The following is a 26,955-nucleotide window of genomic DNA, read 5'->3' on the forward strand; positions in this document are numbered from 1 at the left end:
TGAAATACAGTATGTCGTAAGCCATAAGAAAAAGGGATCAGATAGCAGATGGATATATTGTGGTCCCTCAAGCGTGCTGCATTTATAACTGCGAAACGTGCCGTTAAGCTTGCTTATCACGACACCAAGGTCGCCGCAGCCTATCTAACGCGCCATTCGCTTCGAAAGCTATCCATTCTTTCCAAACATGCAGGCGCTCAAAACCACGAGAACGGTGCCTACGCAATTTTCCTGATATGGCAGCCCGATCATTTTCCCTGGTATATTGAAAATGCGCTCGATGCATTGAACGCGGCTGCCATAAATCCTGTTATTGTCGTGAATCATGACTTGGCAGACGAGCGACTTGCCTATCTCAAAGAACGGTCCCATCTCGTACTAATTCGTGACAATACAGGCTTGGATATCGGTGGATACAGAGATGCGACTTTGTATCTTGCCAGTACCATGAAAGAGCCTCCGTCACGTGTAATATATATGAATGATAGCGTTTATTATTTTAAAGAAAATCTGGAGAGAGTCTTCGAAAGACTAGCTAGATCACAAGCAGATATCTGTGGAACATTTGAGAATTGGGAACACAAATACCACATTCAGTCTTTCTGCTTCTCGGTGAGTGGCGCTCTATTCAAAAACGACGCATTTCAACGCTTCTGGCAGGACTACATTCCCGTGAATTCGCGCCTCTGGGCGATCCAGCAGGGTGAAATCGGGTTGTCACAAGTTATGGTCCCCTTGTCTAAGCAGATAGAAATCATCTTTCAGCCCAAAGATCTTATTGCGCCAGTATCAAACATTGGAAAAGACCAAATTAATGAGCTGAATAATCTCTTGCCCCAGAGAATTCGTTTCAATGAATCGGATTTGCAAACCATTCCTCTGCAAGAGATTCCTCAAGCGATCACAAAAAAAGTCACCTTGAGATCTCAAGTCCATACAGGAGCATTTCTGTACCGGAGATTCTTAGGGTGCCCTATCATGAAGCGAGACCTTGTCTACCGGCTGCAATTTTCAATTGAGGAAATTGAGAACAATCTCCGCGATACTGGCGATGAAGGACATCTGGAGGACATTGTTTCGGAATTGAAAAAAAAGGGAACCCCGCAACGCCTGTCTTTAATCAAACAGATTCGTGTTGCGGTCGGAATTCTTTGAGCTGCGGGTAATGCAGCAGCTTATTGCCATGTCTCAGGAAGAGAAACAGGTCGACCAAGGCGGGACGTACTCCCCTGGTTCTGGGACGTCGCGTCGCCGTTTTGAACTGACAGAACAAGACTGGTCGATTATTTCACCTCTATTGCCGTGAAAACCAGGTGGTGTTCTCCGGGGTGATGATCGCATGGTTCTCAATGGTATTCTGTGGCGCTTCCGCTTTGGCTCGTTGTGGTCCGAAATCTCTCAACGCTATGGTGTTGCAACGACCTGCTACAGCCGGTTTGTTCGCGGGTGTCGGTTCTGCGATCGGCTGCTGGAAGCCTCATCTCAGGCTTATGACGGAGACATCGTAGTGACCGACAGCACCTGTGGCTGTCTCGCAAGCAAAATCCACGTAATTGTTGACTCTGAAAGCCGTCCGATCATTCTTAGCCTGACGGGCGGACAAGTTGCTAACTACTCTCAGGCCGAGGATCTCAAGGATGCTTCAAGGAAGGTAGCACACTGCTTGCGGACAAAGCTTACAATACCGATGGTATCAGGAAGAAAGCCAAAAAGCGGCAGGCATGGGCAGCTATTCCGCCCAACTCAACTGAAAAGTTGTGTTCTCGTTCTCGCCGTGGGTCTATAACCAAAGAAACTTTATCGAGCGCTTCTTTCACAGCATCAAACAGTCCCGTGGCATCGCCACCAGTCATGATAAGAATCCTGCGAACGTCCTCGCAGCAATCAAACTGATCGCTGTCCGTAGTTGGTGCAACTGCTTATAAATCTACACCCTGAGACAGATGTGCTCCACAGCGAACGCTGACATTCATACCAAGCCTATGTCCGAATCCAGACGAACAGAGCCGCGGCCCAACTCTTGCCAGACGCGGACTGTGCAGCGCTTACCCTATCAAGTAGCGACACACAATCAAGTTGCTGGTGTTATAGTTATAGGTTTTTTGATGGGCCCTTTTGCTAAGCGGACAACAAAAGGCTGCTTATTGAAGAAATTTTCTATGTAATGGTAGCTGATGAAGCCCACAGCAATGGCAATTATAACAAATGACAGTGCCAAAACCTCAAGTGGAACATGGTTTACAATCCCCGTACTGACATACCACGATGCCATTACTGCAAAAAGGAGTTGATGCCACAGATACAGTGAGTACGAAGAGTCTCCCAGAGCAATCCAAGCGGGCGAAAATGTCCACATTTTGCGCTGCTCGACCGCCATAAAACCGTATACGATAAATCCACTTGGAAGGCCGAAGCACAGTACGCGCCACATAGCGGGCAGATCCCACCAGCCTCCGCTTTTACGGAATATCACTGCGCCTAGAAGGAGCCCACAGAAGCCAATTGCCAACGAAGATACGGCGAATTCAGAATAATTACGCATTGCCAATCGAGCAACGATAATACCGAACGCAAACTCCAGGACCATCGGCGTCATCCAAACTGAGAATGTCGCCGTGTAGCCCCAATAAGCAGCAAACCATGCACCTAAAATTGCTGCGAGCCATGCCCCCAGAACCAGTAGTATCTTTCGAGGGAACAGAAGGATGGCGAGCGCGCAAATCGCATAGAAGTACATTTCAAACTGAAGCGTCCATGCCGCTTGAATGCGATTGTTGGGCTGATCAATGAGCAACATCAATTTCCACCAGGGCTTTTGTGCCATCCAGTCAGGGGCAAGTTCAACCTTGGTCATCAACAGTGTAGCCACGCCGAACGCTACCCAATAAACTGGATAGATTCGGAATATTCGTTTGATTGAGAATTCTCTGAAGGAAGAAAATCTCCCATTTTTTTGGGCTTTTTTACCCAGCCGGTCGGCAGAGAGATAAACAACGAAGCCAGAAATTACGAAGAAAAGGTCCACGCCAGCGGGCCCAATCGAGTCTACGTACGGAACAATCCAATGCATTCGCAATGGCTCTAAAGGCCAAAACATATGGGCAACGACAACCATCAATGCCGCAATTGCGCGAAGTCCTTGAATGTTTTTGTAAATCATAAGACTCAACCTCAAAATTTGAGGATAATTACCAAGAGTATTGGCCTGACGCAATTAATACCGTTGCTGCTCGGTTGCACTCAAGCGGAATCGCCCGAAATTGTTGAGGGACCCGCATTGCCGCTGCGAACAAAAATTTGTCGTCGGCAGGCGCGTCGATCCGATCTTTGACCGGGTGCGAATTTAGCGCAAACTTATGATTTAGTTGGCAACTGTGAAATATCACTCATTGACAACGATGAGAATTTCACTGGGACATCGACGCTGTGTCAAACTTGTCAGCAATTGTTAACGCAGACTGCGTTAAGGATTTGAAATTGCCTGCGTATAAGGATTATCACCAGCAATAAGGTGCATATGATTGCACCATTGTGGGGATGATACTTCTCAGACTCACGTTATAAGATGACAAAACTTTTAAGCGGGGGGCGCTTGCGGGCGCGATCTCTTCGACATTGGAAAAGATCTGGCGGAAAGCATGAGCGGCACATCCCTTAAATTTGGCACCAGCGGTCTCAGGGGATTAGCGGATGAACTGAATGGTTTACCCGCTTATGCCTATTCTCTTGCTTTCATCGGAATGCTGTTTGAAGCCGGAAAGCTGCGGCGAGGCGACAAGGCGTTTGTCGGTCGTGATCTGCGCCCGTCCAGCCCGAGCATTGCAGCGCTGTGCATGGCAGCGATCGAGGATGCAGGATTTCAGCCGGTGGATTGCGGCGTATTGCCGACCCCGGCATTGAGCCATTATGCGATCTCACAGCGGGCACCGAGCATCATGGTCACCGGAAGCCATATTCCCGATGATCGCAATGGGCTCAAATTCTATCGGCGCGATGGAGAGATCGATAAGAACGACGAGATTGCCATCAGTACCGTCTATGCCACTCTGCCTGGAAATCTTGCCTTTCGTCATTTGCATGATGCACCCCATAGTAGCGCTGCTATCGACAGCTATGTGAAGCGCTATGTCGGATTTCTGGGGCCTGAAAGCCTTAAAGGTCTGCGTGTCGGCATCTATCAGCACTCGTCAGTAGCGCGTGATCTCATCGTCCGCATTTTAACGGAGCTCGGAGCGGACGCAGTACCGCTGGGGCGGTCCGATGTGTTCGTACCCGTCGACACGGAAGCCCTGCGCTCCGAGGACGTCGAGCTTCTCAGTCATTGGGCGAAGGAAAGTCACTTCGACGCCATTGTTTCTACCGATGGAGATGCCGACCGCCCGCTGATCGCGGATGAGAAGGGGTACTTCATACGTGGCGATCTTGTGGGCGCGGTTACCGCGACCTGGCTTGGCGTCAAGACGATAGTGACGCCGGTTACGTCCAATTCCGCTCTTGAAGAGCATTTCGACCGCGTCATCAGAACCCGTGTGGGCTCCCCCTATGTCATCGAGGGCATGGCGCAGGCTATCGCGGGCGGCACATCGGCGGTTATCGGCTTTGAGGCCAATGGCGGCGTGTTGCTCGGCACGGATATCAGCCGGGATGAACGTGTACTGACCGCGCTGTCGACCCGTGATGCGTTGCTGCCAATTCTCGGCAGCCTCGGTTCCATCAAGGAACTCGGCAAGCCGCTGTCTGAAATCGCGCTAGGCTTCCATTTCCGTTTTGCGCTCAGCGACAGGCTTCAGAATATCCCGCAGGACAAAAGCCTTGCGTTCTTGTCCCTGCTCAAAAATGAGATGACACGAAACGAACTGTTTCAGATGGATGATCCGGTTATCCGCTCCGAAATGATTGACGGTGTGAAACTCTTCTTCCATTCAGGCAATGCAATCCATTATCGCGCTTCCGGTAACGCACCGGAGCTGCGATGCTATGTGGAGGCTTCAGACCAGAGCCAGTCAGAAACGCTTCTGGAAACGGGACTTTCTATCGCCCGCAACGCAACGAAGGACAACTGAGCAATGAGCTTTATTCCTGTCATTATCAGCGGCGGCTCTGGTTCCAGATTGTGGCCGCTTTCGCGCGATGCGCACCCGAAGCCGTTCATCGAACTGCCCGACGGCAGCACCCTGATCGGCAAGACCTATAAGCGCGCTGCCCAACTGGACGGCGCGGATCACATCCTCACCGTGACCAATCGCGATTTCCTTTTCCTGACGCTTGACGCCTATGCGGATGCAAAAGCGCCGAAAATCGATAACGCGTTTCTGCTGGAGCCTGTCGGGCGAGATACGGCACCGGCAGTTGCCGTCGCCGCGCTGCATGCCGCCGCGACTTACGGTCAAGACGCAACATTGCTTGTCATGCCCGCCGACCATCTGATCGAGGACGAAGCTGCATTTGCCGAGGCTGTGTCGAAGGCCCGTCAGCTCGCTGAAACAGGCCGTATTGTCACCTTCGGTATTGTTCCGGATCGTCCGGAAACCGGCTTTGGTTATATCGAGGCCGAAGGCACAGACGTGCTGCGTTTCGTCGAAAAGCCCGATGCCGAGACCGCGCAGGGCTATGTTGAAAGCGGTCGATATTTCTGGAATTCCGGCATGTTCTGTTTCACCGCCGGAACCATGCTTGCAGCGATGCAGCAATTTGCACCGGACATTTTCAACGCCGTGCAGGCTTCGCTCGAACATGCCCGGCGTGGCGTCAACGGCGAGACCAAGACCGTTGAAATCGCAAAGGACGATTTTGCGACCGCTCCTGCGATTTCCATCGATTACGCGATTATGGAAAAGGCAGATAATATCGCCTGCATTCCGGTGTCATGCGGCTGGTCTGATATTGGCTCCTGGGCGGCTATGGCCGATCTCATTGTGCCGGATGATGACGGCAACCGTCTGCGTGGCGAAACGGTCATCGAGGATACGACCGACAGCTTTGTCTTGTCCGAAACCCGTCTCGTCAGCCTTGTTGGCGTTCACGATCTGCTTGTCGTGGACACGCCTGATGCGCTGCTTGTCGCTCATCGCGATAAGGCGCAGGAAGTGCGCAATGTTTTCAATAAACTACGGGCAAGCGGCCATGAAGCGGCCAAGCTTCACCGCACGGCCCATCGTCCATGGGGCACCTATACAGTTCTGGAAGAAGGGGACGGCTTCAAGATCAAACGGATCGAAGTGAAGCCGGGAAGGCGCTTGAGCCTGCAGGCGCATCACCATCGTTCTGAACATTGGATCGTTGTATCCGGAACCGCGAAGGTCACCAATGGGGATCGCGAGATTCTGCTTACGACCAACCAGTCGACCTATATTCCCTGCGGCTTCCGGCATCGGCTGGAAAACCCAGGCATTCTGCCACTAGTGCTCATCGAGGTGCAAAGTGGTGAATATCTGGGAGAAGACGATATAGTACGTTTCGACGACGTCTATGGACGCACATAAGGCAGTCTAAGCAGAGCCTAACTAAGGGCGCATACAAGGAAATTGGCGCGGACTGCATTTGTGAAGGAACCATTCGTCAGCACGAATGTTTGCCTTAACATGCCCAGCAAGGAACAAGATCCGGCTACCGATCTGATCGGTATGCCGATAATCGATTTTCATAAACACGCGCTTTTCTTGGATGTGGACGGAACTCTACTCGATATCGCCGCTAATCCTGACGACGTTATCGTTCCTGACGATCTGCAGAAATTGCTTTCGGTGCTTTCCGAAAGGCTGTCCGGTGCGATGGCATTGGTCACCGGAAGGGCAATTGCGTTTATCGAGGAGCGCTTTCCCGATTATCATGGCCCGATAGCTGCGCTGCATGGTGCCGAATTCCGGCATGCATCTGGGCTGGTTGAATTGTATGAGCCAGACGAACATTTTCTGATCGCCAAGGATTTTCTGCGACAGGCGGCACTTCGTGTCAGCGGCTTCCTCGCCGAGGACAAGGGGAGTGCAGTCGCGCTGCATTATCGCGCCGCGCCTGAGAAAGCGGATTTGGCATATGACCTCGTCGGTAAGGCCGTGAAGTTGGCCGGGCCGGATTGGATCGTGCAGTCTGGCAAAATGGTGTTTGAGTTGCGCCCGGCGAATAGCGACAAGGGCTTGGCTCTACGTCGCCTCATGGGCGAAAAGCCGTTTGCGGGTAGGGCGCCGGTCGCATTTGGCGATGACTTGACAGATTTATCCATGCTCGACGCGGCGGATGATCTCGGCGGTACGACCGCTGTGATCGGTCACGCAATCGACCGTCCAGGTGCTGCGAGGTTCGCAAATCCTGATGAGCTTCGCCTCTGGTTACTCCATCTTTCTGGCGTGACGGGCAACCAAAAATAATGAAAGGACTTGATGTATGGGACGGCTGATCGTGGTCTCCAATCGTGTTCCCTTACCCGACGAACAGGGCAAGGCACCTGCAGGCGGGTTGGCAGTCGCGCTGCACGCCGCACTCAGTGAACGCGGTGGCATATGGCTCGGTTGGTCCGGCAAGACGCTCCCTAATCGTCAGGCGCAGGAGTTGGCGATCCGCGATGCGGGGCCTATTCGCTATGCGCTGCTGGATCTCCACAAGAAGGATATCGATGAATATTATGCAGGCTTTGCCAATCGTATGCTCTGGCCGCTCTGTCATTATCGCCTTGATCTGATCGATTATACGCGCAAGGACATGGCCGGATATTTCCGGGTCAACCGCCTGTTTGCAAAACATCTTCTGCCTATGATCGAACCGGATGATGTGATCTGGATCCACGACTATCATCTCATCCCGCTGGCAGCGGAACTGCGCAATCTTGGTGTTACCAACCGCATTGGCTTCTTCCTGCACATTCCCTGGCCGCCCGCCGATATCCTGTTCACGCTGCCCGTGCATGAAACCATCATGCGCGGCCTGGCCTCCTATGATGTCGTTGGTTTTCAGACCGAGAACGACGTTGACAACTTTATAGGTTGCCTGCGACGTGAGAAAATAGGCAGGCGACTGGATGACGTTGGGCTGTTTGAAGCCTTCGGACATCGGTTTCGCGCCAAGCGTTTCGGTATAGGCATCGAAACAGCCATGTTCGCTAAAATGGCCGATAAAGCGCAACGCCATTCGACAGTAAAGCGCATGCGTGAAAGCATGCTAGATCGCGATCTTATCATCGGCGTCGACCGGCTCGATTATTCCAAGGGTATCACAAATCGCATGGAAGCTTTTGAGCATTTCCTGAAGGTCGACCCTGGGAATCGCGGTAAGGTCACCTTTCTGCAGGTCACCCCAAAGTCCCGCTCCGAAGTGCCTGAGTACAAGGATATGCAACGCGCAGTAGCCGAACTCGCCGGTCGGGTGAACGGGGCGAACGCTACCGTCGACTGGACGCCAATACGTTACATCAACCGTTCTTTGAATCGTGATGTGCTGGCGGGGCTTTATCGGCTCGCCAATGTCGGATTGGTTACGCCGCTACGTGATGGCATGAACCTTGTTGCCAAGGAATACGTTGCCGCGCAAGACCCTAAAAATCCCGGCGCGCTGGTGTTGTCCCGTTTTGCGGGCGCAGCACAGGAACTTGATGGTGCGCTTCTGGTTAATCCCTACGATACGGAGGCGATGGCTTATGCCATGGCTCGGGCCCTTGCCATGCCTCTTGAGGAACGCAAAGAACGTTATGAAAATATGATGGATTTTCTGACCACCAATGATGTCAATCGTTGGTGCGATGATTTTCTGAAACAACTTTCACCTAGCTGATCATTGGTTCATGGTTTGACAATGCCACGTTTGGCAGCTTCTTTCGAAAGATGCACCGCATAATCAAAGTTAGCCCTATTTGTTAACAGCGATTGGGCGCCCGTTTCACGGGCTTCCCTAGGTGCCATGCCAAAGCGAACCTTGAATGCCTTGGTAAACTGAGCGCCATCATGAAAGCCACAGCGATAGGCAATTTCCTTGAACGATACGTGTCGGCCACGCTCATCAACGAGAATGCGATAGGCGTGATCGAGCCGCTTATCACGGATAATTTTGGCAATGCCGCCGTCCGTGTCGAATGCCCGATAAAGCCGCGAGCGCGAGACGCGGAGATTCTCGACGATTAGGTGGGGTCCGAGCAACGGATTTGACAGATTGTCATCGATATAGGCAAGGATGCGCTTGCGCATAGGCAGATTAATCGGGAGGTTCTCGATCACGCCGCCTTCCGTGCCATTAATGCCCGCGCCGAGCAGTGTAAGCATCGCATCCTGCGCCGATTGCGCTTCGATCCTGTCAAGTTCGCCGCTCAACGACTGAAGACTGTGGAGATAGTTGAAAAGCAGGCGGGTCATAGGGGCGCCCGCTTGCATAACAAGGCCGTGCAGGTTGCGCCAGCCTACAATCTTTTCCAGCTCATCGCGCGGAATTATTACTGTGATACGTGAGCCGCCGGATGCCCGGCTCTCGACCGTCTTAGCCAGATCGATGATAACTATATCACCCTGTTTCGCTACGACATCAACGCCGTTGAAATCACCACGCAAGTCGCCACCAGTTATGAGCTGCAAAACATAATGGCTAAGGCCACCTTGGGCGATAAGTTTGGGAGCGCGTTTGTAGCTCTGCGTGTTGAAGGTAGTCGCTCCGATCTGGAGAGAGCCAAGAGAACGTGCAACAATCGACCCAGAGAACTGATAATTCCTGTCTTCGTCCGTAATTTCGTACATGGGCTTGAGAACAGCGCGCCAAAACTCGTTGCGAAGCTTATCTTCAACCATGTCGGTGCAAATTGAAGTCTCGATATCCATCGCAAACCGTCAAGTCCCCTAAAGCCGGGGTTCTTGATACCTGAGCGAGTTGCGCGCGACAAACAAATAATCATTTAGAGTTTTATTATATAATTTCTCGCTGTTGAGGCTATTATTTGTAAAGTTTAGCTTTGAGTAGAGATAGATTTAGATGCTGAGAGTGAGAGTTCATCTATTTTTTTGTATATTAGTATAACGTAATATAATGATAGAATAAGCGTAAGTTGGAGGCTTGTATCGAGAGGCATCAGAAATATGATGATCTCATCACCGCCAGATAATGGTGAATCCGCTGAACTTATTCGGCCCTGGATTTGCCTGGTGGTCGGATGAGGATGCTCCTAAGCTTAAATGTCAGAGTCAAATTTCTGGCCGTTCGCGGAAGTTTGAACACTTCGCTCAATGCATGCTGTTGAACGCTTCGACAAATCTTCTATCTTTCATTGTGGGTCGAAGAAATCCAAATGACCTTGTCGGCACGCATAGAGCAGGGACGTGCAAGACGAGCCACCACCGTCACAAGCCGAACACTTTCGGGCTCAGGCGATGCGATTTGAAAAGAGTTCCGATATGAGGCTGTTTTACGCTGTTTTGGCGCTTGCCGTGCTTAGCTATGCGAATGTTGCGCCCGCAGCGGGGCTGAACGGCAATCTCGGGACGGAGTGTCGGCGCATCCCCATTCAGGGAACGGGTGCTTCGGATACCGTGACAAGACCATCCTGGGCAATGCCACTATGGAATTCACCGTCAGTTCCCGCCAGCCAGCGGTCGCAACGAGCTATCGTCTATCCGCAGGCAGTGCCGTCGCCGCAGCTTTACCGCTATGACTGCACGCCGACGCCCGCAGAACCAAATGCGGTTCCACGGGCTGATTTCAGCGGTCAGTAGGGGCTGTCGACCTTGCCCATTTCGACATAAACGGTCTTGATCTGGCTGTAATGGGCCAGAGCAGCAATACCGTTCTCGCGCCCGATTCCCGATTGCTTGTAGCCACCGAAAGGCACTTCCACCGGCGTCAGATTGTAGGCATTGATCCAGCACGTGCCGGCCTTGATCTGGCCGATGACGCGATGACCGCGTGCGATGTCAGCGGTGAAGACGCCTGCCGCAAGGCCGAACTCGGTATCGTTGGCGCGTGCGATCACTTCGTCCTCGTCGGAGAATTCCAGAACGCTCATCACCGGCCCGAAGATTTCCTCGCGAGCGATGGTCATGTCGTCGGTCACATCCGTGAAGACAGTTGGCTCGATGAAGTACCCCTTATCGAAACCCTGCAGTTTCGGCACGCCACCGCCGCAAGCGAGGGTCGCGCCTTCTTTCTTGCCCTTTTCGATATAGGACAGAACCTTGTCACGCTGAGCACCGTTGACGAGCGGACCCATCTGGGTTGCTTCATCCAGCGGATCGCCGATGCGGATTTTGCGCGTGCGTTCGACCAGCCGCTCGACAAAGCGCTCGCGCAGTTTCTTATGAACGAATACGCGGGTGCCGTTCGAACAGACCTGCCCGGTCGAATAGAAATTGCCGAGCATCGCGCCGCCGATAGCGCTTTCAAGGTCGGCATCGTCAAACACGATGATCGGTGACTTGCCACCAAGTTCCATCGTTACATGCTTCAGATGTTCGCCCGCCTGCGCCATGATGCGCTTGCCGGTCGGCACCGAGCCAGTGAGGGACACCTTGGCTGTCAGGCGATGATTGACGAGCGCCGCACCGACATCGCCAAAGCCCTGCACGACATTGAAGAGACCATCAGGGAGGCCGGCTTCCTTATAGGCTTCCGCCAATGCAAGCGCTGAAAGCGGTGTGTTTTCTGACGGCTTGAAGATGAAGGCGTTGCCCATGGCGAGCGCAGGTGCCGATTTCCATGCGGCGATCTGGATCGGATAGTTCCACGCGCCGATGCCGACGCAGATGCCGAGCGCCTCGCGGCGCGTGTAGGCGAACGAGCCGCCAAGCTCCACAAACTCGCCATTGAAACCGGAAATGATGCCGCCGAAAAACTCCAGCGCATCGGCTGCCGAAGCGGCATCCGCCACCAGCGTTTCCTGAAGCGCCTTGCCGGTATCGAGCGTTTCGAGCTTCGAAAGCTTCTTGTTCTTCTCGCGCAGGATTTCCGCGGTGCGGCGCAGGATGCGCCCGCGTTCAACGGGTTTTAGCGCTGCCCATTCGCCTTGCGCCTTCAGCGCAGCCGCGTAAGCCGCTTCAATCACGCTCGGCGTGGCGGAATAGAGCTTGGCAATTTCTTCGCCGGTCGCCGGATAGATGACCGGCAAAGGTTTGCCTGCCTTGTCTTCAACGAATGCGCCGCCAATGAAGTGCGAGGCTTTGGGTTGTGCTTTCATTGTGTGTTCCTTCGAAACTAGGGCAGTAAGGCAATAGGGCAGTAAGGCAGTGTGTTTTAAGAGCAGGGAACACGACGTAACATAGTGCCCTATTGCCTTACTGCCCTGGACTGCCTTAGCGGTCTGAAACTTGCCAGCGTGGATTGATCCACGGCTCCTGATTGGAGCGCGCCAGCGGCGTGCGGCCGAGAATATGATCGGAAGCCTTTTCGCCGACCATGATCGACGGGCCGTTGAGATTGCCGTTGGTGATGCGCGGGAAGATGGATGAATCTGCAACGCGCAAGGCTTCGACACCGATCACCCGGCATTCAGCATCGACCACTGCCATCGGGTCGTCAACCGCACCCATTTTGCAGGTGCCGCATGGATGGAAGGCGCTTTCGACATGCTCACGGATGAAATTGTCGATTTCATCGTCGCTCTGAACATGCGCGCCAGGCTGGATTTCCGCGCCGCGATAGGCCTCGAATGCTTTCTGCCCGAAGATTTCACGGGTCAGCCGCACACAATGGCGGAAGTCGGTCCAGTCATCTTCATGCGACATGTAATTGAACTTGATGACAGGTTTTTCGCGCGGATTGGCCGAACGAAGCGTCACACTGCCACGCGACTTCGACCGCATCGGCCCGACATGGGCCTGAAAGCCGTGCGATTCTGCTGCCGCCTTGCCATCATAGCGGATGGCGACCGGCAGGAAGTGATACTGGATATCCGGATATTCCACGCCAGCCTTGGAGCGCACGAAAGCAGCGGATTCAAAATGATTGGTCGCGCCGTCACCGGTCTTGAAGAACAGCCATTCCGCACCGATCTTCGCTTTCGAAAACAGGTTCAGCTTGGAGTAGAGCGTGATCGGCTGTGTGCATTCCTGCTGGATATAGACTTCCAGATGGTCCTGCAGGTTTTGCCCGACGCCGGGGCGGTCGGCCACCACTTCGATGCCGTGTTCCTTAAGCTGTGCAGCGGGGCCGATGCCGGAGAGCATCAGGAGCTTCGGTGAGTTGATCGACGAAGCGGCAATGATGACCTCGCGCCGTGCGCGGATGGTCGTGAAGGTGCGGCCCGCCTCGATTTCCACGCCGACGGCACGTTTGCCTTCCAGCACGATTTTACGTGCCAAGCCCTTGACCAGCTTGACGTTCGGACGCTTGAGGGCCGGTTTCAGATAGGCATTGGCGGCAGACCAGCGACGACCGTTATGGATCGTCTGCTCCATCGGGCCGAAACCTTCCTGCTTCTCGCCATTATAATCCTCGGTCACTTCAAAGCCCGCTTCATGGCCAGCCTCGACAAAGGCATGGAACAGCGGATTGTCGCGCTTGCCGCGTTGAATATAAAGCGGGCCGCTGGTGCCGCGCCAGCCTTCCTGGCCACCGCTCGAATTTTCCATGCGCTTGAAATAGGGGAGCACATCGGCATAGGCCCAGCCGCGTGCGCCGCTTTCCGACCAGTGATCATAGTCGCGGGCATGGCCACGCACATAGACCATGCCGTTGATCGAGGACGAACCACCAAGCACCTTGCCGCGCGGCGTCACAAGGCTGCGCCCGCCTATATGCTGTTCCGGTTCGGTGGAAAAACCCCAGTCATAGGTTTCCATGTTCATGGGGAAGGAGAGGGCGGCTGGCATCTGGATCAAAGGGCCGACGTCGGGAACGCCATATTCAATGACGATCACTGAATAACGGCCGTCTTCCGACAGGCGATAGGCCATGGCCGATCCGGCGGAGCCGGAGCCGATGATGACGAAATCCGCTTCCATACTCATTTCTCCCCCGATAGATGCCCGGAATGCTGCCCTGAAAGTTGAATGCCGATGTAATCCTCCACCAGCGCAATGGCCGAAGCTGCATCCGGCGCATCGGCACCGAGCGCGTGACGGATATAGAGACCATCGATCATGGCACCGGCACCCTCGGCGATGCGGCTGGCCCGCTCGCGCGTGGTCAGGTGCTCAAGCGCAAAAAGGAGGTTCGACTGCAGGCGACGCGCATAGATGCGCAGGAGCCGGCGGGTATCTTCCGACTGCTGTGCATGCACGTAGAAGGTGAGCCAGGCGGCAATGGTTTCCGGTGCGAACTGCGATGCGGAAAAATTGACGGCAATGATAGCGGCGATGCGCTCGCGCGGCGTCTCAACCTGTTTGATTGCCGTATTCAGATCGTTGCCCAACTCACGCAGCAGATGACGCATCGTAGCGAGGATAAGCTTGTCCTTGCCGCCGAAATAATGATGCGCGAGCGCAGGCGAAACGCCCGCCTCATGCGCGATTTGCGCAACGGTCACGTCCAGCGAACCACGCTGGCCGATGGTGCGAATGGCGGCGTCGATAAGCTCGCGCCGCCGCAAGGGTTCCATCCCGATCTTGGGCATTGTCCTGGTCCGTTCTCAGGCTAATCTTGATCCAGTTTATCGTTGATTGACTCATCAATCAATAAAAACCCGATATGAAAATCATGCGCTTACGCATTGCAAGGACTGTCGGGGGAAGTAACGGACAGGCTTGCCGGGGAGGCGCGAACTGCTTACATTCATTTGATGAGCAGAGCTTTCACCAAAGAACAGGATGATGCACCGACCGATCTCGGTGAGCGCCCGGTCAGTCCGCATCGCAATCTCGTCACGCCGAGCGGCTTGAAGATGATCGAGGATGAAATCGCAAGGCTGCAGCGTGAACTGGCAGACGCCAATGTTGCTGGCGAGCGTTCGGCAATTGCGCGCATTTCGCGCGATCTGCGCTACTGGGTGGCGCGGCGCGAAAATGTCGAGCTTTCCGTTCCGGATCCCGACAGTGATGTCGTGCGTTTCGGCATGACGGTGGAACTGGAAAATCTGGACGACGGCAAGGTCCGCCGCTGGACGATCGTTGGCGAGGACGAAGCCAATCCGTCAGACGGCAAGATTTCCCACGTGGCGCCGGTTGCCATCCTGCTGTTCGGCAAGCCGGTCGGCGATGTCGTGAAGATCAATAATGTCGACTGGGAAATCGTGTCGCTGAAGGTTGTTTAGTCGTCAACCATAACGACGGTGTGATCGCGGAAGAACGTCGCGGCACCGGTTTCGTCTATATCGCTCGTCGAAACCATAAGGACGAGCTGGATAACGTCTTCCTGTTCGGCTTCGAGGCTGTAGCCGTTGAAATATAGAAACAAGTCGGCTGCAGCCAATCCTGTTCTCTTGTTGCCGTCTATGAAAGGATGGTTCTTCAGCACTCCGAACAGATAGGCCGCCGCCAAGTCGAAAATATCCGGATCGCCATAGGCTTTCTTTTGAAGCGGGCGCGCAAGTGCTGAATCAAGCAAACCGGAATCGCGAATGCCCGCTGCACCGCCGTGCAGACGCAACTGCTCCTGATGCAGCGCCTCTATGAAGGCCCGCGAATGAAAGTCGATCATTGAGCGAGTACGCGATAAGCGGTTTCGTACTTTTTCATCCGCTCGCGGGCAATCTTCATTTTCTTCTCGAAGATTTCCGGATCTTCTGTGCTCCTGGTCAGTCTCAGCCCATCCTTGTCTGCGGTCAGGACCAGAGTGTCGCCAGTTTGCACGTTCAACTGCTCCAGCATTTCCTTGGGGATGATCACACCGTCGGAATTGCCGATCTTGCGCAGGATAACGTTCATGGCTTCTCTCCTATGTTATAACGCATGATATAACATAGGGCGCCCATGTTGTCACTCCAAGCTACAGCCAGCCCTTGCGACGGAAATAATAGAGCGGCAGCAGGGCAGAGGCGACCATCAGGCCCAGCGCCATCGGATAGCCCCAGGGCGAGTTCAGTTCGGGCATGAAGGAAAAATTCATGCCGTAAATGGAAGCCACCAATGTCGGGGGCATGAAGCCGACCGCCGCCACGGAAAATATCTTGATGATGGCGTTCTGTTCGACCGAGATCAGGCCGACGATCGTATCGAGCAGGAACGTGACCTTGTTGGACAGAAAGTCCACATAGGCGGTCAGCGATTGTGTGTCGCGCTCCAGCGATTTGACCCAGCTACGTGTCTCTTTCTTGCCGGATGCCGGATTATTGATGGCCGACAGATAGACCAGCATGCGGCTGATGCCCGCCAGGCTTTCCCGCATACGCGAAAGAAACGTTCCCTGGCCGCCGATCTGGGTCAGGATATGGCGGAAATCCTCTGTCGTCATCGGGCGCGCTTTCGGCTGGCGACGATAGATGGAATGCGAAGCCGCATCGATCTTGCCCGCCACACCTTCCAGAATATCGGCAAGCCGGTTCGTCGTGGCTTCGGTAATGCCGAGCATAATCGACAGGCCCGAGCATTTGGCTGAAATCAATCCGTTGCCCGGTTTGGTGGAGCGCAGGATATAGGTGCTGAATGACTTCGGATTGGCATAGCGCACAGTTATCAGCCGTGAGCCGTGCAGGATGAAGGTGACCGGCGCCAGCTCGCGATGGTCGAGATCGACCGCATGCAGGATCGGGACCGTGAGATATTGCGCGCCGGTTTCCATATAGAAGCGGCTCGATTCCTCGATTTCCGTCATGTCCTCGCGTGTCGGAATCGAAATACCCGTCCACGCCTCGACGATGTTGTCCTCATTGACGCCGGGTGCAAACAGATCGATCCAGATGACATTCCCAGGCAGCGGACTGCCCGGCTCGACTTCGACTTGTTCGAGATGGTCTCCGGAAAGGCTGTAAAGTGTAATCATACGGGCACCTGAAGTCTGGCTCGAAATCTCGAACGGCTGAGTTATGGGCACTGTGCGCGAAAATTGTTAACGGAATGCGGCAGTGGTTTCCAGTGTGGCGAATCCGAAACTGGCGTCACTTTGGAGCGAGGTTACGACCAAATTTCGGATCCACCACACTATCCCGCAATCAGCTTTCTTCATAACGGTTGACAGCTTCATTACACAGGTCTAATTCATCAAGTCATCCGATGACTTTGGTGAGACAATGAAGGCAATATCCCGCAAGACTTTGGCGGATGCAGCCACGCAGTCCTTGCGTACGGAAATCATGTCCGGGCGCTGGGCAATTGGTGATCAGCTTCCGAATGAAGCCGCACTTTCCGCAACACTTGATGTCAGCCGCGGCACGGTGCGCGAGGCCGTGCGTGCGCTGGTGGCACAGGGAATGCTCGAAACCCGGCAGGGCTCGGGGACCTACGTTCGTTCGACGGCCGACACTGCGCGCAGCCTCGACCGTATCCGCCATACCAGCCTGCGGGATCGTTTCGAAACGCGAGCTGTTCTGGAGACCGAAGCCGCGCGTCTGGCTGCCCAGCGCATCACGCCGAGGATGATTGCGCATCTGGAGAAAATGCTGGTGCAGCGCGGTAATCGCGACGAACTCGACCGCGCAACTTTCGTTGCCCGCGACTTTGCTTTTCATGAAGCCATCGTCGCGGCATCGGGTAACAGCGCACTGATCGAGGTCTATGCTTTTTTCTCAGCCTCCATTCGCGAATCCATAGAAGCCACGCTCGATGGCGAATTGCCCGAGCCGGGCCATGAAGCACATGGTCAGATCGTCGACGCCATCGCCTCGGGCGATCCCGACAAGGCCGGAGCAACGGTTCGCCGTTTTATGGCGCCCCTGATTGAAGAACTTGAAAGGTTGCTGGCGTCATGAGCCACACGAACACAGCCCTGTCGGATACGGCAGAAAACGAGGCGATAGTGCAGCCTGAAGCGCTGGTCGATGCAGAGGCCGACAGCGTTCCACAGCCACCGGCCCGGCAGCCGCCGAGCAAGGCGCTGCGCATTCTGTTGGGCGTGAGCCTCGTGCTGATCGCGGCCAATCTGCGACCGGTATTCTCCAGCGTTTCCGTGCTGTTGCCGGAAATTATCGACGCCACTGGCATGTCATCTGTTGCAGCCGGTGTGTTGACCACCTTGCCGGTGGTCTGCCTCGGCATTTTTGCGCCTTTCGCTCCGCGTCTGGCCCAGCGTTTCGGTGCGGAGCGCGTTCTGCTTTTTGTCCTGGCACTTCTGACCGTCGGGACGGCTATTCGCGGCTTCGGTTCGTTCTATTCGCTTTATATCGGCGCAGCGCTGGCCGGTGCGGCCATTGCGACGGGCAATGTGTTGCTTCCGGGGGTCGTGAAGCGTGACTTTCCGAAAACCGCTGCCATCATGACCGGTCTTTATACGATGGCGCTGTGCGGCGGTGCTGCATCTGCGGCCGGTTTCACCATTCCGATCAAAGGGATGCTTGGAGGTTCGTGGAACCTTGCTCTGGCTTTCTGGGCTGTTCCGGCGGCAATCGTTCTGCTGCTGTGGTTGCCGCAGGCCATGCGTGCGAAACACAATGTCGCGCATTCAGGTTTCAAGGTAATCGGCCTGTGGAAGGATCGGCTTGCCTGGCAGGTGACGCTGTTCATGGGGCTGCAATCCTCCACCGCCTATATCGTCTTCGGATGGCTGGCGCCGATCCTGCGCGAGCAGGGCCTGAGCCCGGCAGCTGCAGGCGGTCTGGTTTCCTTTTCGATCATGATGCAGGTCATCACCTGTCTCGCGGTGCCTTCCATTGCCATTCGCCAGAAGAACCAGAGCCTGCTCAATGTTATTCTCTGTGCCTGTGCGGCCCTGCCGCTGATCGGATTTCTTTACCTGCCGCAATGGACCTACTGGGTGCTGGCGATCTTTCAGGGTATCGGGCAGGGCGGGCTCATTGCCGCTGCCATGATGGTGATCGTGCTGCGCGCACCGGATTCGCACACAGCCGCCCATCTCTCCGGCATGGCGCAGTGCGTCGGCTATACGCTGGCCGCGATCGGGCCGCTTATCGTCGGACTGATCCATAGCGCAACGGGCAGTTTTACGGCCAGTGGCGCATTCTTTGCCCTGCTGGGGCTGGGCGCTGCGATCGCCGGATGGGGTGCCGGACGGGCGCGACACGTCGGCGTGCAGGTCGTAAAAGAATAGCCATAAACAGAAAGCCCCGGCAAAACCGGGGCTTTCTTTTCAGATGATGCGAAAGGCATCAGGCCTTTTCGTACAGCTCTTCGACGAATTCCCAATTGATGAGACTATCGACGAAAGCTTCCAGATATTTCGGACGCAGATTGCGATAATCGACATAGTAGGAGTGTTCCCACACGTCGACGCCGAGAATCGGCGTTGCGCCATGAACAAGCGGGTTTTCGCCGTTCGGGGTCTTGGAGATTTCAAGCTTGCCGTTCTTGACCGACAGCCAGGCCCAGCCCGAACCGAACTGGCCAACACCGGCAGCGATGAAATCTTCACGGAACTTGTCGTAGCCGCCAAGATCGGTCTCGATAGCCTTTTCAAGCTTGCCCGGCAGCTTTTTGCCGCCGCCGCCCTTCTTCATCCACTTCCAGAACAGGATGTGGTTGTAGTGCTGGCCGGCATTGTTGAAGAGGCCCTGGTTCTTGCCGTAGCTTTCCTTGACGATCTCTTCCAGGCTCTTGCCTTCGAGGCCGGAGCCTTCGAGCAGCTTGTTGCCGTTGGTGACATAGGCCTGATGGTGCTTGTCGTGATGAAGTTCAAGCGTCTCGCGCGACATGAAAGGCGCAAGTGCTTCATAGTCATACGGCAGGGCGGGCAGTTCGAAAGCCATTGGAAACTCTCCTCTTTTCATTCAGCTTACATGGGCAGCTTGCGGCGGGCCGAGCAGATGCATGCCCCAAAACTTGCGTGCGCAATCTACATAGGCCGCAATGGCGCAGGCGGCAATGGTGCCAGCGGGCAATTCAGCTTCAAGACAATGAATTATTATTGAAATCACAGTAGGATGACGCGATTCTAGATTTTATGCTTCGCGATGCGTGGCGGACCCTCACAGGAGGAAACGGTGTCCCACAGTTCTTATGTCTTCGACGCCTATGGTACATTGTTCGATGTCCATTCGGCGGTACGACGACATGCAGACAAAGCCGGGCCGGACGGGCGGGCATTTTCCGAACTGTGGCGGGCAAAACAGCTCGAATATTCCTGGGTGCTGAGCCTTATGGGCGCTTACAGCGATTTCTGGAAACTCACCGAGGATTCGCTTGATTTCGCATTCGCACGCTACCCTTCCGTCGATCCAGCGCTACGCAATGAACTCCTCGATGCTTATTGGAAGCTCGATTGCTATCCGGAAGTGCCGGCCGCCCTCAAAAGCCTGAAGGAAAAGGGTGCACGGCTCGCAATCCTCTCCAACGGATCGCCGGCAATGCTGGAATCTGCTGTCCGTTCCGCAGCGCTCGACGTCCTGCTGGATGATGTGATTTCGGTCGATGAAGTCAGGAAATACAAGACCGCCCCGGCTGTCTATGAACTCATCACCCTGCAATGGCGGCTTTATCCATCGGCAATCTCGTTCCAATCGTCGAATCGCTGGGATGTGGCAGGCGCGGTGCGGTTCGGCATGCGCGGGGTCTGGATCAACAGGTCCAACCAGCCCGACGAGTACAAGCAGTTTGCTCCGGCGCTTATTTTGCCAAGCCTTCAATTGCTGGACTGAGTTCTCACTAAAAGTTGAACTGTTCGGGTTTATTGAAAGCAGGCACTGGCACCCAAAATTGTGTCGCCGCTGCAACACGAGCCACGCTGGTGGGCTTTTGCCACGTTTAGGCCGCATTGCGAACGGGCGTACGCCACATTCTTCGGGCGTTTTCCGTGCAACCAATCACCGGAAACAGCCGTTTAAGGACGTTTCGATGGCTCGCCGCGTATCTGCCACAATTGGCCGGGTCGCAATTCGTTAACCCTGAATGTGTATCTGTAACCCCTCCCGTCACCAAACTGGTTTTCATATGCAAACGACCCTTACCCGCCGTTCCTTTCTGACGGCAATGACAGCAACAGCGGCCGCCGGCCTGGCCGGTTGCGCTCAGTTGGGGCAGAATGTTCCAATCATTGATGTGGATCAGTCGGGCAACCCGATCAACCGCACCCCACAGGCCAATGTCGACTCTTCCTATGGCGGCTGGGCACAGATGTATGCCTCCGTCGAAGATGGCGGCTTCCAGCTTCCGGCAATCCCGATCCAGAAGATGGACAAGCGCTACCTGCGCCAGGTGGTGCAGGACCCGACCGGCGAACTGCCGGGCACGCTGGTCATCGATACGGCCAACCGCTTCTGTTATCTGGTCCTCGAAAACGGTCAGGCAATGCGCTACGGCGTCGGCATCGGTCGCGAAGGTTTCGCATGGTCGGGCCGTGCTGTGATCCAGTACAAGCGCCAGTGGCCGCGCTGGACCCCGCCGGACGAAATGGTCGCCCGTCAGCCGGAACTGGTGCAGTACAGCGCCAAGAACGGCGGCATGGCTCCGGGCCTCAAGAACCCGCTCGGCGCCCGCGCGCTCTATATTTTCCAGGACGGCAAGGACACGCTATACCGCCTGCACGGCAACCCGGAATGGTGGTCGATCGGCAAGGCAGTCTCTTCGGGCTGCGTGCGCTTCCTGAACCAGGACATCATCGATCTCTACGATCGCGTACCGGCGAAATCGCCGATTCTCGTGATGTAACAAAGCGTGCCGAAATGGCAGATTGCAAAAAACCCGGACAGTTTCTGTCCGGGTTTTTTATTGCAGGCTTTTGAGTATCGTATGATTAGCATGCTACTGTTTTAGCTTGCTGCTGTTGGAGAAATGAACTACCCGAACTGATCTTCATCCGGCTTGTGTTCATCATGTCATTCGCGTCTGTTTCCCGCCCGGTTCTTGTTCCACCTGCCATTATCGAGCCTGCCGCATTCATCGCGAATTCCAGATTTCATGATTGTCTGACGGATACGGCGGCAGAACTGCTGGCCATTACGGCCCGATTGCCCCGTGAAGTGCGTTTTATGTCGGACATGCAGAAGTGGCTCTTGAGCCACGCGACGCTGGCGCTCCACTTCGAGCATCTGACCAGCGCGAGCTGCCCGCCCATTTCTCCGACGAGCCTGCTGAAGTTTCTGCATGGTACGCCGATCGCCAGCAGGAATACGACGGCCGCTTTCCTTCAGGAGACCCTTCACTACAAGCTTGTCGAGCCAATTCCGGCGCAGGACCGCAGGCGTCGCCTGTTTCGGGCGCGACCGGAAACCGAAGAATTGATCCGGCTCTGGCAGATAACCCATCTTGTCCCGCTCGACGGGGTGGACGGTGGCAATCGCGTTGAACTGATGCGGACCTCTCCGGATTTGCTGCGCTATGCGCAGCCGCTGATGACGCGCGAACTGCTGCATCGCGGCGAGTGGTGCCGACCCGTTGCCAGTATCGCCAATTTCACCCATGCGGAATCCGGTGACAATGTTCTGCACGATATTGCGTCCCGTGCGCCATGGGTGTTTTCCGGCGACAAAGTCTGGATCGGCAAGGTGACGTCCAACAGCATCTCGGCGCGCTACCGGATGTCGCAAAGCAATACGGCACGCCTGCTGGTCAGGGCCCGCGACAGCGGTCTGATAGGGTGGGAGCGACCCGGAAATCGCGGCGACTGCTGGATTTCAGCGACACTTGTGCAGGATTATCGCTGCTGGCAAGCCCTCAAATTCTCGGCAATTACAAAAGCGATGCACCGTGCGGCACTGCATTGGAACGGTAATTTCAGGGACTGACCTGCGGAGCCGCAGGTAATCCGGGCGGCAGATAGTTATGCTCTGCCGCCGCTTCCAATTATTCTTCGATGGTGTAGGTGCTCATTTCGCACAGGTTCTGCGTATCCGTCGTCGTATCGAGATCGTCGCTGTCCTGGAACTCGAAGCGCATGTCGTAGTTGCAGACCCGACGGCCATCGGCGATCGTGATCTTGATGGTTTCGCCGGGATTGAGCACTTGATCGCCGAAGACATCGCCTTCCCAGTCGTTGACCCCAACAGGCGATGTGTAGAAATGGGTCAGTGTAGAATTGGTGCCGTTCTTCAGATTGAAGACCAGATCATCGGCTTTGGAAGCAGACACAAACGTGATCAGCACAGCCGAGGCAATGCCGATAATATTTAGCAATTTCATGATGTTATCCCCCGTAACCCCGATATTGGGCGGATGGAACTTAAGCAGAAAAAGATACGTCGTAAAGCCGGATAAATGTTGGCTGATAACCCTTTATTGGGTGGATTATGGAGATCTGGCACATACTTGCCGCCGCCACAAAAATACGTCACTTTCCGCCTGGACGTATCGTTGCAACAAAGGGAAGGCATGCATGTCTGAGGAAAAGACCGTCAAGGAAGCTGTGAAAGGCCCTGCATCCTATTTCCCGTCCATCGAGAAGAAATATGGGCAGCCCGTCCAGCATTGGCTTTCGCTGATCGAGCAGCGAAAGGGCGAAAAGCACATGGAAATCGTCAACTGGTTGAAGGCCGAATTCGAAATGGGGCATGGTCACGCCAATGCCCTTGTGGCCTATGCCCTCGCCAAACCGGCGAAGGCGTGACACTTAGAGCGGCTTCACGTCTCCGTTTTAACTGAAACGTTCCAACCGCGATCCTGATTTCTATCGCTTGAAACCGCCGAGTATGCCGCGCACGAGCGCTCGGCCGAGTGAACTGCCGACCGAGCGAACGACAGACTTCATCGCGGTTTCCGCCACGGTCTGGCGACCTGAGCGGCGACCAGTGCCAAACGCGGTGCCGACGAGATCGCCAAGCAGGCCGCCGCCACCTTCTTCCTCTTCCTTGGTCTTTTGCTGGGCTGCTGCAGCATTCTGTGCCTTGCGGGCCAGCATTTCGAAAGCGGAATCGCGATCCACCTCCTGATCGTATTGTCCCGCTACCGGGCTTGCGGCGATGATCTTCGCGCGCTCCTCCGGCGTCAGCGGGCCGATGCGCGACGATGGCGGACGCATGAGCGTGCGCTGCACGATGGATGGCACACCCTTGGCCTGAAGCGTGGAAACCAGCGCTTCACCGGTGGCGAGATTGGTGATCGCCTGAAACGTGTTGAAATCCGGATTCGGGCGGAATGTATCGGCTGCAGTCTTAACGGCATTGGTTTCGCGCGGCGTATAGGCGCGCAAGGCATGCTGCACGCGGTTGCCGAGCTGCGCCAGAACCGTTTCCGGTACGTCGAGCGGGTTCTGCGTCACGAAATAGACGCCGACACCCTTGGATCGGATCAGGCGCACGACCTGCTCGACACGGTCGATCAACGCCTTTGGGGCCTCGTCGAAGAGAAGGTGGGCTTCGTCGAAGAAGAAGACGAGCCTTGGCTTGTCGGGATCGCCGATTTCCGGCAGTTCCTCGAAAAGTTCCGACATCAGCCAGAGGAGGAAAGTGGAATAGAGCCGCGGGCTCATCATCAGCTTGTCGGCGGCAAGCACGCTCACCACGCCGCGTCCGTCGGTTGTGGTGCGCATCAGATCGGCAATTTTAAGCGCCGGTTCTCCGAAAAAATTCGAGCCGCCCTGCTGGTCGAGAACCAGAAGCGAACGCTGGATCGCGCCAACCGAAGTTTTGTTCACATTGCCATATTTGCCCGAAAGCTCAGCGGAACGTTCCGCCATTTCGGCGAGGATGGCCTGCAAGTCCTTCAGGTCCAGAAGCAGCAAGCCTTCTTCATCCGCCAGACGGAAGGCGATGTTCAGCACGCCTTCCTGCGCGTCGGTCAGGCTCATCAGGCGCGACAGGAGCAGCGGCCCCATTTCGGATATGGTTGCGCGGACAGGATGCCCCTGTTCCCCGAAGATATCCCAGAAAATCACGGGCGCGGCACGCATCTCGTACGGATCGAGCTTCACTTCCGCCGCGCGCTTGAGAAGGCCGTCATTTTGAACGCCGATTGCGCCGATGCCGGAAAGGTCGCCCTTGATGTCGGCACAGAAAACCGGAACGCCAGCCGCCGAAAAACTTTCGGCCAGAACCTGCAGCGTGACGGTTTTACCCGTGCCGGTCGCGCCGGTGACGAGGCCGTGCCGGTTGCCGTATTTCAGCGCTAGATATTCCGGCTGCTGGTAGGAGTCGTCAGGCTTGCGGCTCGCGCCAAGAAAAATAGCGTCTTCGGCAGTCATCAGGCAGCTTGCTCCCTCAGTTCAACTATCCTTACGATATAGAGCATTTTGCAGCCAAATGGAAACATTTGGCTTCGTATAAATGTGCCAAAACAAATGTTTAGAGCATCGACCTAATTAAGGTAGATCGAAACGAACGCGAAACGCCGCGCATCGTCGCGACAAGGAAATGTCCGGGCGAGGTGGATGCCGAAACCGACAAATCCAAACTCAACGCGCAGAATAGCCGTTCTGCTGCGCCGGAACGGCTTTCAGATAGGCAGCAATGGCATTGCGGTCAGCCTCGGTGAGATGGGCCATGTTCGCCACCACATCGGTCATCGATCCGCCGAGCGAATCGAAATCCGGGGTAAAGCCGCTTTGCAGCGCATAGGCGATATCTTTCTCGCTCCAGCTGCCGATGCCCGCTTCATCCGGTGTGATGTTCGGCACAACGCCTCTTTTCCCGTCGCTGCCGGTCTCCGGTGACAATGCACCGGCGAGCCATTTGCCAGTCTCCAGCCCGCCAATTGCATTGCGTGGCGTGTGGCATTCGCCGCAATGGCCAAGCGCTTGTGTCAGATATTGGCCGCGTTTTACCTGATCGGAGGCATTTGCGATTTCCGCTGGCGGCTCATCGGAAAGATAAAGCTGTTTCCACAGGCCGAGCCCGCGCCGGACGTTGAACGGAAAGGAGAGCTTGTGCGGTGCTGCGACATTATCGGATGGTGGCAGCGTTTTCATATAGGCGAAAAGATCGGCCACATCCTGCGGCTGCATCTTGCTATAGGACGTGTAGGGGAAGGATGGATAAAGATGCTCATCCTGCTTGCCGACGCCCTTCAGCATAGCATTGGCGAAATCCTGAATGGTCCAGGTGCCGATTCCTTGTTCGGACGGTGAAATATTGGGCGCAACGAACGTTCCGAAATCCGAAACAAGCTCATGCCCGCCCGACAGAACCTTGCGCGCATCACCCGATGCGCCCGGTGCGGCATGGCAGGAAGCGCAGCCGCCCGCCCAGAAAACCTGTTCTCCCTTGACGGGATCGCCGGGCTTCATCGCGTCCAGCACCGTAGCGTCGACTTTTTCAGGCGTGGTTAGAATCCAGAAGGCCGCAGCTCCCAGAACGACCACGGCGCCTGCGACATATGCCAGTTTTCGGACCATTGCATTCGTTCCCGTGTGACGGTTCCGGCGTGGGTCGCCGGACCGCTCTCGTGACTGTCATTCAGTATAACAGTTACATCTGTGCGAAGCTGCTGGAACCGCTCCGCACATCTTTTCCGAAAACCGTTTCACACTTTTCGGGATACGCTGTAGCACACCGAATGTTTCCGTCCGGTGCACTCCATGTCAACTGTGAAGATTAGTTCTTCTTGATGCGATAGGCCTGATGGCAGGAACCGCAATTGGCGGCGACCTGCTGGAAGGCTGGCTTCAGCGCATCGAGATCCTGCGGTTTGGCGGCCAGTCCAGCAGCGGCATCCGTCCGGAATTTTTCGACGTGCTTGACGAAGTCGTCCTTGTTTTCCCAGATTTTCGGCGAAGCTTCGGTGTCGCCCTGATCAGAACCGGCTGGGAACAGTGTGTCGACGTCCAGCTTCTTGGCATCCGCATCGATCTTTTCCAGCGCGGCAAGTGCCGTGGCAGCGTCGAACGGCTTTTCGCCTTTGACCATGGGCGCAATCGACCCGACCGAACGACCAAGGTCCTTCATGATTGCCTGACGGTCTGCGGTGACATCAGCCTGGGCAACGCCGGCGATCATGACAGCTACAGAGCTGACAGTCAGGAAAAACAAACGCATGCGATCCTCCGCATTTGAAAATTGAACAAACTTCGTCCCTTGGTTCAAATATCCGATACAATCCGGGACATTGCAATCATCGCACCGGTTTAATCCCCAATGCAGCAAGTATC

Annotated in this window: 26 protein-coding genes and 1 pseudogene; 14 read left to right on the forward strand and 13 right to left on the reverse strand. The window is 55.3% G+C overall.

Features of this window, described 5'->3' with window-relative positions:
* The first annotated feature begins 48 nt into the window (after positions 1–48).
* Together CQZ93_RS03020 and CQZ93_RS03025 are read left to right on the forward strand one after the other, a co-directional pair.
* On the forward strand, positions 49–1,155 hold the full coding sequence (locus tag CQZ93_RS03020) for a rhamnan synthesis F family protein (protein WP_105541270.1): 1,107 nt from the start codon (positions 49–51) through the stop codon (positions 1,153–1,155).
* Positions 1,156–1,183: 28 nt separating this feature from the next.
* Positions 1,184–1,925 (forward strand): annotated as a pseudogene (locus CQZ93_RS03025) (transposase).
* Positions 1,926–2,071: 146 nt separating this feature from the next.
* Here the strand turns inward: CQZ93_RS03025 and CQZ93_RS03030 are convergent.
* Entirely contained in the window at positions 2,072–3,160 is a 1,089-nt protein-coding gene (locus CQZ93_RS03030; RefSeq protein WP_105541271.1) for an acyltransferase family protein, read from the reverse strand.
* Between the two features lie 478 nt (positions 3,161–3,638).
* Here CQZ93_RS03030 and CQZ93_RS03035 point away from each other — a divergent pair, with 478 nt between their 5' ends.
* From CQZ93_RS03035 to otsA, 4 genes are read left to right on the forward strand one after another with little or no spacing between them, the layout of a single operon-like run.
* Positions 3,639–5,063 carry a phosphomannomutase gene (locus CQZ93_RS03035; RefSeq protein ID WP_105541272.1) on the forward strand — a complete coding sequence of 475 codons (1,425 nt, stop codon included), beginning with the start codon at positions 3,639–3,641 and terminating at the stop codon, positions 5,061–5,063.
* Between the two features lie 3 nt (positions 5,064–5,066).
* The gene (locus tag CQZ93_RS03040) at positions 5,067–6,482 is read left to right on the forward strand and encodes a mannose-1-phosphate guanylyltransferase/mannose-6-phosphate isomerase (RefSeq protein ID WP_105541273.1); all 1,416 of its coding nucleotides are present in this window, start codon (positions 5,067–5,069) and stop codon (positions 6,480–6,482) included.
* 60 nt (positions 6,483–6,542) lie between these two features.
* A complete protein-coding gene (gene otsB / locus CQZ93_RS03045) occupies positions 6,543–7,364 on the forward strand; it encodes a trehalose-phosphatase (protein WP_286151931.1) in 822 nt (273 codons plus the stop codon).
* A gap of 16 nt (positions 7,365–7,380) precedes the next feature.
* Entirely contained in the window at positions 7,381–8,760 is a 1,380-nt protein-coding gene (gene otsA, locus CQZ93_RS03050) for an alpha,alpha-trehalose-phosphate synthase (UDP-forming) (protein WP_105541275.1), read from the forward strand.
* A gap of 8 nt (positions 8,761–8,768) precedes the next feature.
* On the opposite strand, the gene CQZ93_RS03055 is transcribed toward otsA, so the two are convergent.
* Positions 8,769–9,791 carry a helix-turn-helix domain-containing protein gene (locus tag CQZ93_RS03055; RefSeq protein WP_105541276.1) on the reverse strand — a complete coding sequence of 341 codons (1,023 nt, stop codon included), beginning with the start codon at positions 9,789–9,791 and terminating at the stop codon, positions 8,769–8,771.
* A gap of 570 nt (positions 9,792–10,361) precedes the next feature.
* Here CQZ93_RS03055 and CQZ93_RS03060 point away from each other — a divergent pair.
* A complete protein-coding gene (locus tag CQZ93_RS03060) occupies positions 10,362–10,679 on the forward strand; it encodes a hypothetical protein (protein ID WP_105541277.1) in 318 nt (105 codons plus the stop codon).
* Here CQZ93_RS03060 and betB read toward each other — a convergent pair.
* From betB to betI, 3 genes are all read right to left on the reverse strand, one after another.
* Entirely contained in the window at positions 10,673–12,136 is a 1,464-nt protein-coding gene (gene betB, locus CQZ93_RS03065; RefSeq protein ID WP_105541278.1) for a betaine-aldehyde dehydrogenase, read from the reverse strand. The two genes, CQZ93_RS03060 and betB, sit on opposite strands and share 7 nt — an antisense overlap.
* A 115-nt stretch (positions 12,137–12,251) precedes the next feature.
* Entirely contained in the window at positions 12,252–13,901 is a 1,650-nt protein-coding gene (betA, locus tag CQZ93_RS03070; protein WP_105541279.1) for a choline dehydrogenase, read from the reverse strand.
* 2 nt (positions 13,902–13,903) lie between these two features.
* Complete coding sequence (gene betI / locus CQZ93_RS03075; protein WP_105541280.1) at positions 13,904–14,512, reverse strand: transcriptional regulator BetI; 609 nt, start codon at positions 14,510–14,512, stop codon at positions 13,904–13,906.
* Between the two features lie 165 nt (positions 14,513–14,677).
* Between betI and CQZ93_RS03080 the strand changes: the two genes are divergently transcribed.
* A complete protein-coding gene (locus tag CQZ93_RS03080) occupies positions 14,678–15,148 on the forward strand; it encodes a GreA/GreB family elongation factor (protein WP_105541281.1) in 471 nt (156 codons plus the stop codon).
* Here CQZ93_RS03080 and CQZ93_RS03085 read toward each other — a convergent pair.
* The 3 genes from CQZ93_RS03085 to CQZ93_RS03095 all read right to left on the reverse strand — a co-directional run bounded on the left by CQZ93_RS03085 (position 15,145) and on the right by CQZ93_RS03095 (position 16,815).
* On the reverse strand, positions 15,145–15,534 hold the full coding sequence (locus CQZ93_RS03085) for a type II toxin-antitoxin system death-on-curing family toxin (RefSeq protein ID WP_105541282.1): 390 nt from the start codon (positions 15,532–15,534) through the stop codon (positions 15,145–15,147). The genes CQZ93_RS03080 and CQZ93_RS03085 overlap by 4 nt on opposite strands.
* Complete coding sequence (locus tag CQZ93_RS03090) at positions 15,531–15,761, reverse strand: AbrB/MazE/SpoVT family DNA-binding domain-containing protein (RefSeq protein ID WP_105541283.1); 231 nt, start codon at positions 15,759–15,761, stop codon at positions 15,531–15,533. Before CQZ93_RS03090 ends, CQZ93_RS03085 begins: the two co-directional genes overlap by 4 nt.
* 61 nt (positions 15,762–15,822) lie before the next feature.
* The gene (locus tag CQZ93_RS03095) at positions 15,823–16,815 is read right to left on the reverse strand and encodes a magnesium transporter CorA family protein (protein ID WP_105541284.1); all 993 of its coding nucleotides are present in this window, start codon (positions 16,813–16,815) and stop codon (positions 15,823–15,825) included.
* Positions 16,816–17,062: 247 nt separating this feature from the next.
* Here CQZ93_RS03095 and CQZ93_RS03100 point away from each other — a divergent pair, with 247 nt between their 5' ends.
* Both CQZ93_RS03100 and CQZ93_RS03105 read left to right on the forward strand, forming a co-directional pair.
* Positions 17,063–17,740 (forward strand): FadR/GntR family transcriptional regulator, encoded by a 678-nt coding sequence (locus tag CQZ93_RS03100; RefSeq protein ID WP_105541285.1) that lies wholly within the window; start codon positions 17,063–17,065, stop codon positions 17,738–17,740.
* On the forward strand, positions 17,737–19,035 hold the full coding sequence (locus tag CQZ93_RS03105; protein ID WP_105541286.1) for a CynX/NimT family MFS transporter: 1,299 nt from the start codon (positions 17,737–17,739) through the stop codon (positions 19,033–19,035). The genes CQZ93_RS03100 and CQZ93_RS03105 overlap by 4 nt, the downstream gene beginning before the upstream one ends.
* Before the next feature lie 58 nt (positions 19,036–19,093).
* Here the strand turns inward: CQZ93_RS03105 and CQZ93_RS03110 are convergent, their stop codons facing one another.
* Positions 19,094–19,690: a superoxide dismutase gene (locus tag CQZ93_RS03110; RefSeq protein ID WP_105541287.1), complete on the reverse strand. Its 597-nt coding sequence runs from the start codon at positions 19,688–19,690 to the stop codon at positions 19,094–19,096.
* A 234-nt stretch (positions 19,691–19,924) separates the two neighbouring features.
* Here CQZ93_RS03110 and CQZ93_RS03115 point away from each other — a divergent pair, with 234 nt between their 5' ends.
* The 3 genes from CQZ93_RS03115 to CQZ93_RS03125 all read left to right on the forward strand — a co-directional run bounded on the left by CQZ93_RS03115 (position 19,925) and on the right by CQZ93_RS03125 (position 22,663).
* The gene (locus tag CQZ93_RS03115; protein WP_105543154.1) at positions 19,925–20,578 is read left to right on the forward strand and encodes a haloacid dehalogenase type II; all 654 of its coding nucleotides are present in this window, start codon (positions 19,925–19,927) and stop codon (positions 20,576–20,578) included.
* A gap of 292 nt (positions 20,579–20,870) precedes the next feature.
* Positions 20,871–21,587, forward strand: coding sequence for a L,D-transpeptidase (locus CQZ93_RS03120; RefSeq protein ID WP_105541288.1), 717 nt, complete (start codon positions 20,871–20,873; stop codon positions 21,585–21,587).
* Positions 21,588–21,751: 164 nt separating this feature from the next.
* A complete protein-coding gene (locus CQZ93_RS03125; protein WP_146114420.1) occupies positions 21,752–22,663 on the forward strand; it encodes a hypothetical protein in 912 nt (303 codons plus the stop codon).
* A 58-nt stretch (positions 22,664–22,721) separates the two neighbouring features.
* On the opposite strand, the gene CQZ93_RS03130 is transcribed toward CQZ93_RS03125, so the two are convergent.
* On the reverse strand, positions 22,722–23,057 hold the full coding sequence (locus tag CQZ93_RS03130; RefSeq protein ID WP_105541290.1) for a DUF3108 domain-containing protein: 336 nt from the start codon (positions 23,055–23,057) through the stop codon (positions 22,722–22,724).
* A gap of 193 nt (positions 23,058–23,250) precedes the next feature.
* On the opposite strand from CQZ93_RS03130, the gene CQZ93_RS03135 reads away from it, so the two are divergent.
* Complete coding sequence (locus CQZ93_RS03135) at positions 23,251–23,481, forward strand: DUF4287 domain-containing protein (RefSeq protein WP_105541291.1); 231 nt, start codon at positions 23,251–23,253, stop codon at positions 23,479–23,481.
* A 60-nt stretch (positions 23,482–23,541) separates the two neighbouring features.
* Here the strand turns inward: CQZ93_RS03135 and CQZ93_RS03140 are convergent, their stop codons facing one another.
* The 3 genes from CQZ93_RS03140 to CQZ93_RS03150 form a co-directional block, all read right to left on the reverse strand.
* Positions 23,542–25,053, reverse strand: coding sequence for a helicase HerA-like C-terminal domain-containing protein (locus CQZ93_RS03140; protein WP_105541292.1), 1,512 nt, complete (start codon positions 25,051–25,053; stop codon positions 23,542–23,544).
* A gap of 210 nt (positions 25,054–25,263) precedes the next feature.
* On the reverse strand, positions 25,264–26,202 hold the full coding sequence (locus tag CQZ93_RS03145; protein WP_105541293.1) for a cytochrome c: 939 nt from the start codon (positions 26,200–26,202) through the stop codon (positions 25,264–25,266).
* Between the two features lie 199 nt (positions 26,203–26,401).
* Positions 26,402–26,842, reverse strand: coding sequence for a c-type cytochrome (locus CQZ93_RS03150; protein WP_105541294.1), 441 nt, complete (start codon positions 26,840–26,842; stop codon positions 26,402–26,404).
* Between the last annotated feature and the right edge of the window lie 113 nt (positions 26,843–26,955).

It is taken from the genome of Ochrobactrum vermis (assembly GCF_002975205.1).
In the GTDB taxonomy this organism is placed as follows: Bacteria; Pseudomonadota; Alphaproteobacteria; order Rhizobiales; family Rhizobiaceae; genus Brucella; species Brucella vermis.

What these genes read in the sequence shown, in the direction of transcription:
- CQZ93_RS03020 (WP_105541270.1), top strand. Translation starts at nt 49, where the DNA reads ATGGATATATTGTGGTCCCTCAAGCGTGCTGCATTTATAACTGCGAAA.
- CQZ93_RS03030 (WP_105541271.1), bottom strand. Translation starts at nt 3,160, where the DNA reads ATGATTTACAAAAACATTCAAGGACTTCGCGCAATTGCGGCATTGATG.
- CQZ93_RS03035 (WP_105541272.1), top strand. Translation starts at nt 3,639, where the DNA reads ATGAGCGGCACATCCCTTAAATTTGGCACCAGCGGTCTCAGGGGATTA.
- CQZ93_RS03040 (WP_105541273.1), top strand. Translation starts at nt 5,067, where the DNA reads ATGAGCTTTATTCCTGTCATTATCAGCGGCGGCTCTGGTTCCAGATTG.
- otsA (WP_105541275.1), top strand. Translation starts at nt 7,381, where the DNA reads ATGGGACGGCTGATCGTGGTCTCCAATCGTGTTCCCTTACCCGACGAA.
- CQZ93_RS03055 (WP_105541276.1), bottom strand. Translation starts at nt 9,791, where the DNA reads ATGGATATCGAGACTTCAATTTGCACCGACATGGTTGAAGATAAGCTT.
- CQZ93_RS03060 (WP_105541277.1), top strand. Translation starts at nt 10,362, where the DNA reads ATGAGGCTGTTTTACGCTGTTTTGGCGCTTGCCGTGCTTAGCTATGCG.
- betB (WP_105541278.1), bottom strand. Translation starts at nt 12,136, where the DNA reads ATGAAAGCACAACCCAAAGCCTCGCACTTCATTGGCGGCGCATTCGTT.
- betA (WP_105541279.1), bottom strand. Translation starts at nt 13,901, where the DNA reads ATGGAAGCGGATTTCGTCATCATCGGCTCCGGCTCCGCCGGATCGGCC.
- betI (WP_105541280.1), bottom strand. Translation starts at nt 14,512, where the DNA reads ATGCCCAAGATCGGGATGGAACCCTTGCGGCGGCGCGAGCTTATCGAC.
- CQZ93_RS03080 (WP_105541281.1), top strand. Translation starts at nt 14,678, where the DNA reads ATGAGCAGAGCTTTCACCAAAGAACAGGATGATGCACCGACCGATCTC.
- CQZ93_RS03085 (WP_105541282.1), bottom strand. Translation starts at nt 15,534, where the DNA reads ATGATCGACTTTCATTCGCGGGCCTTCATAGAGGCGCTGCATCAGGAG.
- CQZ93_RS03090 (WP_105541283.1), bottom strand. Translation starts at nt 15,761, where the DNA reads ATGAACGTTATCCTGCGCAAGATCGGCAATTCCGACGGTGTGATCATC.
- CQZ93_RS03095 (WP_105541284.1), bottom strand. Translation starts at nt 16,815, where the DNA reads ATGATTACACTTTACAGCCTTTCCGGAGACCATCTCGAACAAGTCGAA.
- CQZ93_RS03100 (WP_105541285.1), top strand. Translation starts at nt 17,063, where the DNA reads ATGAAGGCAATATCCCGCAAGACTTTGGCGGATGCAGCCACGCAGTCC.
- CQZ93_RS03105 (WP_105541286.1), top strand. Translation starts at nt 17,737, where the DNA reads ATGAGCCACACGAACACAGCCCTGTCGGATACGGCAGAAAACGAGGCG.
- CQZ93_RS03110 (WP_105541287.1), bottom strand. Translation starts at nt 19,690, where the DNA reads ATGGCTTTCGAACTGCCCGCCCTGCCGTATGACTATGAAGCACTTGCG.
- CQZ93_RS03120 (WP_105541288.1), top strand. Translation starts at nt 20,871, where the DNA reads ATGCAAACGACCCTTACCCGCCGTTCCTTTCTGACGGCAATGACAGCA.
- CQZ93_RS03125 (WP_146114420.1), top strand. Translation starts at nt 21,752, where the DNA reads ATGTCATTCGCGTCTGTTTCCCGCCCGGTTCTTGTTCCACCTGCCATT.
- CQZ93_RS03130 (WP_105541290.1), bottom strand. Translation starts at nt 23,057, where the DNA reads ATGAAATTGCTAAATATTATCGGCATTGCCTCGGCTGTGCTGATCACG.
- CQZ93_RS03135 (WP_105541291.1), top strand. Translation starts at nt 23,251, where the DNA reads ATGTCTGAGGAAAAGACCGTCAAGGAAGCTGTGAAAGGCCCTGCATCC.
- CQZ93_RS03140 (WP_105541292.1), bottom strand. Translation starts at nt 25,053, where the DNA reads ATGACTGCCGAAGACGCTATTTTTCTTGGCGCGAGCCGCAAGCCTGAC.
- CQZ93_RS03145 (WP_105541293.1), bottom strand. Translation starts at nt 26,202, where the DNA reads ATGGTCCGAAAACTGGCATATGTCGCAGGCGCCGTGGTCGTTCTGGGA.
- CQZ93_RS03150 (WP_105541294.1), bottom strand. Translation starts at nt 26,842, where the DNA reads ATGCGTTTGTTTTTCCTGACTGTCAGCTCTGTAGCTGTCATGATCGCC.